Source organism: Tolypothrix sp. PCC 7601, assembly GCF_025677855.1.
GTDB classification, from domain to species: Bacteria; Cyanobacteriota; Cyanobacteriia; order Cyanobacteriales; family Nostocaceae; genus Aulosira; species Aulosira diplosiphon.
Genome location: NZ_CP064879.1, coordinates 4,229,392 through 4,237,784, shown reverse-complemented (window position 1 = coordinate 4,237,784; position 8,393 = coordinate 4,229,392). Strand labels below are relative to the sequence as shown.

Sequence of the window (8,393 nt, the reverse complement as noted above, 5' to 3'; positions counted from 1 at the left end):
AACATTATTTAAATTGGTATTACTCCTCTTTTCTTTGCGTTCTTTGTGTCTTCTCTGCGAGACGCTACGCGAATGCGGTTCGATAAAAAATGGGTTATTTAAGCGGATTTGGTATAAGTACTAATCTAATCAATCCAAAATCCGTCTTGAAAAGTTTGCTCAACGGGGGGAACCCCCGCACGCAACTTTCCGCAAAATCTAAAATTCCTGTGAGTTTTATTCTGCGTTTAAAAATTCTAAATAGTTGTTGCTGAGTTCTTTGACGGCTAATTCATAAAATTGCTTACCATGTTCTGGGGTGGCTAGGGCGGGATTTGAACCCATGCGTCCATCGGGGTAATGTAATCGAAAGTCGGCTGCACTATAAATTCTATGTCCCGAGGCTACTTCTGGGGAGAGGGGTGCTTGCTTAATTGCTTCTGGATAAACATATTGAGTAACGGCTACTTCGCTAGGGGTAGCATGGGAACCTTCTTGATTGCCGTATAATTCTTTGGCAAGTTTATAGACGGAACTGCACATAAACCAATTACCTACTTGGCATTGTACCCGTTGGGCATTGGCAATCTGTAAATCTTCTAGGTGGGCGTAAGTTTCTGAGAAGGCTGCTTTGAGGGTGGCAATGTTACCGCCATGTCCGTTGATAAAGTAGAACTTGGTAAAACCTGCTTTGACTAAACAAGTTATATAATCTCGCACTACCTGAATTAGGGTGCTGGGACGCAGACTTATAGTACCGGGAAAAGCGGTATGATGTAGCGCCATACCAACATTGATTGTAGGGCCTACCATTGCTTGAGTTGCTTCACCCACACCACGGGCGATCGCTTCTGCACAAATAGCATCAGTACCAATTAAGCCGGTGGGGCCATGCTGTTCTGTGGAACCTATCGGAAAAATCAGCCCTCTAGATTGCTGTAGATAAGCTTCAACCTCAGGCCAGGTACTTAAATGTAGTAACATTTTTAGTCAATTTCCTATTCAATAATTGCGGTGGGAAGAAACATTGTGCTATGAAATAGCATCTTTATTAATCAGCCTCCCACTAACACGATTATGAACTCCCAGGCTGTGAGGTGGAGGTAAGAACTATGAAATCTCGTGATGTTTGGCTAGGTTTGACTGGGTTGACTGTGGGATTGATACTAGTCAATAGTGCGATCGCACCTCCAGCTTTGGCGGGACGCTATGTGTTAAATCAAACACCTCAAACTATTGAGCGCTATTTTGGACGTTACATTACCAAAAAAACTAATGGTGAGCAAGTTACTTATACTTATGCTCCCAAAAGTTTCCGACAGCTATTTAAGCAGTTTCCTAAAAGTGATTTTTCTATCACTTTTGTTAAAAGTCAAGCAAAGTATATAACCTTAAACTTCAACGGCGATTTTTTCCAATACCCAGGCAGCTATAATTACGATAAAGCTGAGGCTACAAAGTTCTATAACTATATATTTGGCTATCAGCCACCTATTTGGAAGGAACTCTCTGCCAAATTTAGCGGTAATGAAACCATTTATTTTTACGAATATTGTCTTGGTGATGGAGTTGCAACGAATTTTGAAAGATATGGATATAAGCAATTTACAGATTCTGCAACTTTATCCTATAACAATCGTTGCGAACCCCCATACAATTTAAATGAGAATTGAGATATTAGATATTTACTTTCCCAATAAGATGAGAATATATTGGGGATCAAGTTCTATTTTGATTAATCAAAGGAATAATGTTTTTTCACGTCACTGGTGATTTCCCATGTACAGGACATTCCGGCCGGGAAGACTACTAAATCACCTTTACCCATTTGCACTGGCTGTCCACCATCTGGCGTAACAATTACATCTCCTGCCAAAAAGTAGCAAGTTTCTTGAGAATCATAAGTCCAAGGGAATTTTGAAACTTCTTTTTGCCAAATTCCCCATTTTTTGACACCCAACTGTTCGAGGCGTTCTTGACTGGGTTGATGCTCAATTTTAATTTCCATGCCGCACTTGATCTAATTTTATTCAGCAGTAGGATTGGATATCCTCTCCACATTTATCTACTAAATAGCATAGTGCGCGAAAACGCAAGCCAACAAATTGATCGTAAAGGGGATTAAGCTTGCACATTGGGGGAATATGGGCGATTTTGCGTCCAAACAGCATGATATCGCGCTCAAAGGGGCATTGTGCAGGGATGAGTTTGGCAATAAATTTTGCAACTTTCCGATTTTGAATTTCGAGATTGTCAAGCCATTGGCGTAATGGTTGTAATAAATCAAATTGAGGATTGTCTTTTTCGCTAAGAGGGCTAATAAAAGCGGAGAAAACAATAGGTTGGTTTGCAGTTTTAATCATAGTCTTAAGTAAGCTTTTTGCTAGAAATGAACTATTTACCAATTTGCAATCTAACTCGCATCTAGATTTAGGCAATTTACATTGCACTTGTCAATATAAATTAGCCTAGGTCAACCAATTAAATATGTTTGAGAATTTACTGCCTATGGTGCAACTAATAGATATTTAAACGCACCACCTGCTGCAGAACTGTCCAGTTAAATACAAAATAACAAAGAAATTATAAAGATGGTATAGCGAAAAGTTATTAATTCCTTATATTCCACATACCAATCTTATATATTAAATTTAAATCCGAGTTAGGAAAATGCACAGTATCCTGAGATGTACTTTTGTTTGTATAAGCGCGGTTTTACTCTGACTCTAGCCAGATTTCGCTAGGATTATACTCTAAGAAATTTGATTTTAAGGGTATCAATATCCAGCAAATTGTTATTTATGTTACAAAACTATATAAAAAATTTATCTAAATAACTAGAAAATCAAATTTTACCCAGTACAGCCTCATATAAGCTCTGATGATACTTCTAATAATTCTCTTTAAAACTGGGTTTAATTTTAATTAAAGTCTCAGGCGAAAAGTTAAATTCTAGCTTCAACATCATATTAGATGTTTAATACGAGCTAAACAATAAAAGTAAGTTGCAGACATTAGCACAGTTCTCTTCCTATATGCAATAGACATTTCCGCAAATTAATTCTGTATTCTCAGAAGTTCTTTGTAGTAACTGGAGTTGCTACAATACTGCTCGGTTAAGGATTTTCAACTCGGAATTTGGTTTGGGGAAAAGGTGAAAGGGTAAGGGTTAAAGGTTTTTTCTTGCCCCTTTTACCCTTCTCCTTTTCCCCTTAACCGACAAGTATTGGGAGTTGCTAACTATTGCAATATCAAGCATATTGATAGCTACAAGCACCCATCAGAAATTGGGCATAAAGTGTTTGTCTCTTTGCAACCCTGCTTCCTCTCAACATGGTTCGGTTAAAAATTTTTCGTCAGGATTTTACGGTTATGGAGACGCGATAAATCGCGTCTCTACAAGATTTAAACGTCAATTGATTTATATTATCCAAGCTATATTGTGCGGACTCTACTAAAAACTAGAGCAATCTTATAAATAATTGAAAAATTCCGTCGGTACCAGGGTTAATTCGCCTGATTTGAACCGCTCGATATTAATCCAAAGTGCCCGATGTTTATGGTTTGGGGACTCAGAAAAGATGAGGCTCTCTAATTGATAAAATTTAGAATCGGCAAAATCACATTGATAAAGTTGAATAATTTCGTGTCCTTGCCTGCCATTAAATATAAATAGGTTCTCTATACAGCCTAAATAGCGAATATTGGTTAATTCTGCTTGAATTTCTTCTTGAAATTCCCTTTGTAGGGCAATTAGGCTGGTTTCGCCAAAATCTACTCCACCTCCTAAAGCTCGGTAAAATGTAGATTGCTTGGCGGGATCGTAGCCTTCGGAAACAAAGATGCGTTCACCATCACGAATTAATCCCAAGGCTATTACCCGAATTTCTCCTGCTTTGCTCATTTTTGTAACTTAAGTCACTAATTATCGTACATAGAGTAAGAGTTGTTTTCGTTCTCCTCTATGGGCCAATCTTCGTTTTCGCCACCGATATATAATTCCTCAATAGTGACATATTCTTCACTAAGCTGAGTGAGAGCATTAATTAAGATATCTAAGGCGATCGCATCACTGGTTCCTAAATCAAACCAGCAGCGTCCCCACTCCCCTTCATACTCGAACTCACCCATATTATGCATCAGCGCCAGCAAGCTTTTGTCATAACCTTGCTCGTCATAATTCATGTAGCTAATATCCAGTCCTGTATCTTGCACCTGAAGATTTTCGGCGTTAAAAGCACCCAATTTACCTAAATAAAACCAGGAATTAAAAACCTCTTCTACATATTGCCTTTCACGCGCCGAAGGAATCGTGCTGAACCTCAGCCAAATCCACACATCAAAAGGATTAACCTCACGAAACTGGATATACATTGCGGTTATATTTCTCCGTTACAGTTTTCTGAAAATAAGCATATCAGGATTGGGGATTGGGAACTGGGGATTGGGGATTGGGGACTGAGGATTAGGGATTGGGGATTGGGGAGATGAGGGAGATGAGGGGGATGAGGTAGACAATACCAAATACCAAACACCCAACTAGCAATGCCCAATGCCCAATGCCCAATGCCCAATGCCCATTTCCTAACTAAAACTCTTCAACCGATTATTCGCATTGTTGCGTTCGGATTCGATTTGTTGGACTAAGCTGGCTGGGAGTTGGGATTTTTTGCTTAAGGCGGTGTCGAAGTTGGCGATCGCTTCTTTAATTAATTCTCGGTTGTTGTCTCTTTTACCTTGGGCGTGGAGGATTTGGGCTTTGAGATAATATAATTCTGGGTTTTCAGATGTGCTTTTTAAGGCACGATTGGCGTACTCTAGGGCTTGAGAGTAATTTTTTAAATCTCGGTAGCCAAGGGCAATCCCCCGATCTGCTAAATATTTAGGAGCAGCATTGTTTTCTAGCCGTTGAATCGCTTCGTCTGGGTTAGAAAAAGGCAGGTTTACGGCGAGTAGCAAATCCATATAGCCTCTAATGAGGTTTACTTCTGGATCGTTGGCTGAAACTGCTTCTGCTTTATCTAAATATTGGTAAACTTGCCGCAAGCGACTTAAGGCTTGTGCTGCACCACCTGCACCTTCACGGGTGATCATCGTTGCTCCCTCTAGGAAATTCCCTACTGCTGTGTATAAATTACCGCGCAGTGGGTCTTTCTCAATTAATTTTTGTCCGGTTTCGAGGGTTTTTTTACTGTATGTGTCTAATGAAGTGAAATCTTTGTTGGCATAGGCTAGAGATGCCTTCATCGCATAGGCTAGAGGTTCATTCGGTTCGCTGGATATCGCTTGATTTAAGTAACGTTCTGCTTCTTGATAGTTGCCTTTTTGAAAAACCGCTTTAAAAGCCGCTTCGGTTTTATCCCCAATTTCATGAGGTTTGTCAGGACGGAAAGGATCGCCAGCCAGCGTTGGGTTCATTCCCAAATTGAATGCGATCGCAGCAGCAAAAGTTGTCTGAGCAATCTTAGTGACTCTCGCAAACACAATTGCTTGAGGAGCAGAAAACCATTTTGTCATTGTAACCCTCAGAATAATTGCGGTTGAAATAGTTGTTTATGTTACCTAAAATGCAAAAAAATGATTAATCTGTACTTAGGTTGATTTTTGCCAGCATTTTCTACATAGTTCGACCTCTCTAATTTTTGCAGGTTCCCATCAAGCTTGTAGCCATTCTTCAGGGGGAAGTTTGCCACAATGGAGAAAAGTAGAAGGTTGGCTTTTGTTTTAGTGTTAAAACTTGAGCTAGATAGGCTTGTAACTCCTAGTTACAAGTACATGACTCTAGCAGTGAAATTAGGTTTTTAGGCAGGTTATGCGTTATGAATGTTTTGGGAAATTTTTAATTGCTCTGCGTGTAGTTAAGCGTCATCGATTCAGTTATTCGCCAACTTTTTGGTAATCTTAACAAATGCTCTATCTTAGAAATCTGGTTTATCACCCAACAGCCAGCCCCACAGCGATTCTCAAAGGAATTAACTTGGAATTAGCACCGCAACAGCTGGGTTTGATTATTGGCCCTAGCGGTTCTGGTAAAAGTACTTTATTGGAAATTTTATCTGGACTAGCTGAACCTACATCCGGCGCAGTGTTCTGGCGCGAACAAGAACTGATTTCCGAACAGCTACAACAATTAGCTGGGTTAGTATTTCAGTTCCCAGAACGGCACTTCTGCGGCGGTACAATTTTAGAAGAATTACGCTTAGGGCATCCAGAACTAGGGTCAGAGCGAGTTAGGCAAGCATTAAGCGAAGTAGGATTAGAGCATTTATCACTATCAGCATCACCCCATGCATTGAGTGGTGGACAACAGCGACGTTTAGCTTTGGCGGTACAGTTAATTCGCCAGCCAAATTTATTATTATTAGACGAACCAACAGCCGGGTTAGACTGGTCAATGCGTCGGCAGTTAGTCAGTTTATTGGCAAAGCTGAAGAAAGATTGGACATTGTTTGTCGTTACACACGACGCTGGAGATATGTTAGCGATCGCAGATTCCTGTTGGACACTCAACCACGGTGAACTCAAATCTGTCGATCCCGAGGTATTGAAAGCTAAAGTTCAAGAACCCCAGCCGGCGGTGTGATTGGGGACTGGGTACTGGGGACTGGGGAACTCGGGGCCCCCTCTGGGGATAAGGGGTAATGGGGACTGGGAGATGAGGGGGATGAGGAAGATGAGGGAGATGAGGGAGCAGGGGTGTAGGGGAGAATAGCCATTACTCATGACTCATGACTCATGACTCACTACTCATGACTCACTACTCATTACCAATTACCCATGCCCAATGCCCAATGCCCAATGCCTAATGACAAATGACAAATGACAAATGACTAACATATTGCCTGAAATGGCAGAAATCTGGCAAAAAACTCTCAATTGGCAACCAAATACTCAACAGCAGTTACAATTCCAGCAGCTTTATGAATTAATTCTGGAAGGGAACAGTCAGTTTAATTTAACTCGCATTACTGAACCTGAAGAATTTTGGGAGAAGCATCTTTGGGATTCGCTGCGGGGAATTGCGCCACAGCAGCAATTTATTGATTCTCTAGCAGCGGGTGCATCTGTGATTGATATTGGTACGGGTGCTGGTTTTCCAGGGATTCCTATCGCGATCGCATCTGCTAATTGTAAAATTACGCTGCTCGATTCAACTCGCAAAAAAGTTACTTTTATTGAAAAAATCTTGACTACACTGGGTTTGAGTAATATCAAAACTCTTGTCGGTAGAGTTGAAGAAATCGGCCAGCAACGCCAGCATCGACAAAGTTATGATGTGGCGACAATCCGCGCTGTTGGATCTGCTTCTGTCTGTGCAGAATATGCCCTACCATTACTGAAGGTTGGAGGTTTAGCAGTTATTTACCGAGGGAATTGGACTGAAGAAGAAACAACAGATCTGCAAAATGCTGTTGCTCAGTTAGGTGGGATAATTGCAGCGATAGAACAATTTACTACTCCTCTGAGTGACAGTATTCGTCACTGTTTATACCTGCGTAAGGTAGCAGCTACGCCAGCTAACTTTCCCCGTGCTGTGGGTATACCAACTCAAAAACCGCTTTAGGTCAGTACTTTACATGGTAAGCCTTGATGGGGCTTTAAATCCCCATCACAAGCAATTTCTTTGCCTTTTTCCCCGTTGTTAATCAAATATAAGTCCTATATAACAATCCTATTTCAGTTGTGAAAAATATCGGTTTTGGCTGTTGACTGTTGACTGTCAACGGTTAACAGTCAACAACCATGCATGTAATATTTCACAAATCATTTAGGATTGCTATATATCCGGCGTATTCCAGGTTGCCAACCTCTAGCCCCAGTGTGTAACCTTCACGCAAGAGGGTTAATGTTTCTTTGAGGTGAGATGTACGGTGGAGAATAAAACAACCTAGTAGAAAAAAGACTTCTGGTTTAGTTGTTTTATCATCAAATTTTGATACCACATTCAATGACAATTGCCCAAATTGTGCCGCCAAATCTATATTTTGTTGCATATTACAAACAACCAAACTATAGCAAGCATAGTTAGTTGCAGAAATAGATATATTGCCGTATTGGAGGAATAATTTGACTAAAAAAGTAGCTAGTAATGGATATAAAGGAGATCCACTAGTGAACGCTGCTGACATAATGCTGCTAGCAATCTGGGCAATGGCAATTTTGTTTGCATCTGTCATCACCTGGAGGTTCACAAAATCTGCAACTTGGCGATCGCCAATCAGGTCAATAATTTCTTGAATTGACTGTTGAATATCTGCTGGTGTGGGTGATTCGTTGATTTGTGCACCCAAATTTTGCAGAAGCTCAATCCCAATTTCCAGCACTTCAATGAGTTGGCGATGGGAAGTTTTGGCTTGAATTCTAAAACGGTAAACATTAACTTTCTCTAGTAAAGAATGTGTCTATTGGATCAC

The 8,393-nt window shown here is 40.5% G+C and carries 10 protein-coding genes; 3 read left to right on the top strand and 7 right to left on the bottom strand.

Annotated elements, in window-relative coordinates; translation table 11 throughout:
* Positions 1 to 216 precede the first annotated feature (216 nt).
* The gene (locus tag HG267_RS17475) at positions 217 to 963 is read right to left on the bottom strand and encodes a creatininase family protein (RefSeq protein ID WP_045869958.1); all 747 of its coding nucleotides are present in this window, start codon (positions 961 to 963) and stop codon (positions 217 to 219) included.
* A 128-nt stretch (positions 964 to 1,091) separates the two neighbouring features.
* On the opposite strand from HG267_RS17475, the gene HG267_RS17470 reads away from it, so the two are divergent.
* Complete coding sequence (locus HG267_RS17470) at positions 1,092 to 1,652, top strand: hypothetical protein (RefSeq protein ID WP_045869959.1); 561 nt, start codon at positions 1,092 to 1,094, stop codon at positions 1,650 to 1,652.
* 62 nt (positions 1,653 to 1,714) lie between these two features.
* Here the strand turns inward: HG267_RS17470 and HG267_RS17465 are convergent, their stop codons facing one another.
* The 5 genes from HG267_RS17465 to HG267_RS17445 all read right to left on the bottom strand — a co-directional run bounded on the left by HG267_RS17465 (position 1,715) and on the right by HG267_RS17445 (position 5,496).
* Entirely contained in the window at positions 1,715 to 1,987 is a 273-nt protein-coding gene (locus HG267_RS17465) for a cupin domain-containing protein (protein WP_045869960.1), read from the bottom strand.
* Between the two features lie 22 nt (positions 1,988 to 2,009).
* Complete coding sequence (locus HG267_RS17460) at positions 2,010 to 2,342, bottom strand: Mo-dependent nitrogenase C-terminal domain-containing protein (RefSeq protein WP_045869961.1); 333 nt, start codon at positions 2,340 to 2,342, stop codon at positions 2,010 to 2,012.
* 1,109 nt (positions 2,343 to 3,451) lie between these two features.
* Positions 3,452 to 3,883 (bottom strand): NUDIX hydrolase, encoded by a 432-nt coding sequence (locus HG267_RS17455; protein ID WP_045869962.1) that lies wholly within the window; start codon positions 3,881 to 3,883, stop codon positions 3,452 to 3,454.
* Between the two features lie 17 nt (positions 3,884 to 3,900).
* Positions 3,901 to 4,353, bottom strand: coding sequence for a DUF3531 family protein (locus HG267_RS17450; RefSeq protein WP_045869963.1), 453 nt, complete (start codon positions 4,351 to 4,353; stop codon positions 3,901 to 3,903).
* A gap of 210 nt (positions 4,354 to 4,563) precedes the next feature.
* A complete protein-coding gene (locus HG267_RS17445; RefSeq protein ID WP_045869964.1) occupies positions 4,564 to 5,496 on the bottom strand; it encodes a Sll0314/Alr1548 family TPR repeat-containing protein in 933 nt (310 codons plus the stop codon).
* A 391-nt stretch (positions 5,497 to 5,887) separates the two neighbouring features.
* Between HG267_RS17445 and HG267_RS17440 the strand changes: the two genes are divergently transcribed.
* Both HG267_RS17440 and rsmG read left to right on the top strand, forming a co-directional pair.
* Positions 5,888 to 6,562, top strand: a complete 675-nt coding sequence (locus HG267_RS17440; RefSeq protein WP_045869965.1) for an ABC transporter ATP-binding protein — start codon at positions 5,888 to 5,890, stop codon at positions 6,560 to 6,562.
* Between the two features lie 243 nt (positions 6,563 to 6,805).
* Complete coding sequence (rsmG, locus tag HG267_RS17435; protein WP_045869966.1) at positions 6,806 to 7,543, top strand: 16S rRNA (guanine(527)-N(7))-methyltransferase RsmG; 738 nt, start codon at positions 6,806 to 6,808, stop codon at positions 7,541 to 7,543.
* 193 nt (positions 7,544 to 7,736) lie between these two features.
* On the opposite strand, the gene HG267_RS41930 is transcribed toward rsmG, so the two are convergent.
* Positions 7,737 to 8,270: a hypothetical protein gene (locus HG267_RS41930; RefSeq protein ID WP_375539726.1), complete on the bottom strand. Its 534-nt coding sequence runs from the start codon at positions 8,268 to 8,270 to the stop codon at positions 7,737 to 7,739.
* Positions 8,271 to 8,393: the final 123 nt, after the last annotated feature.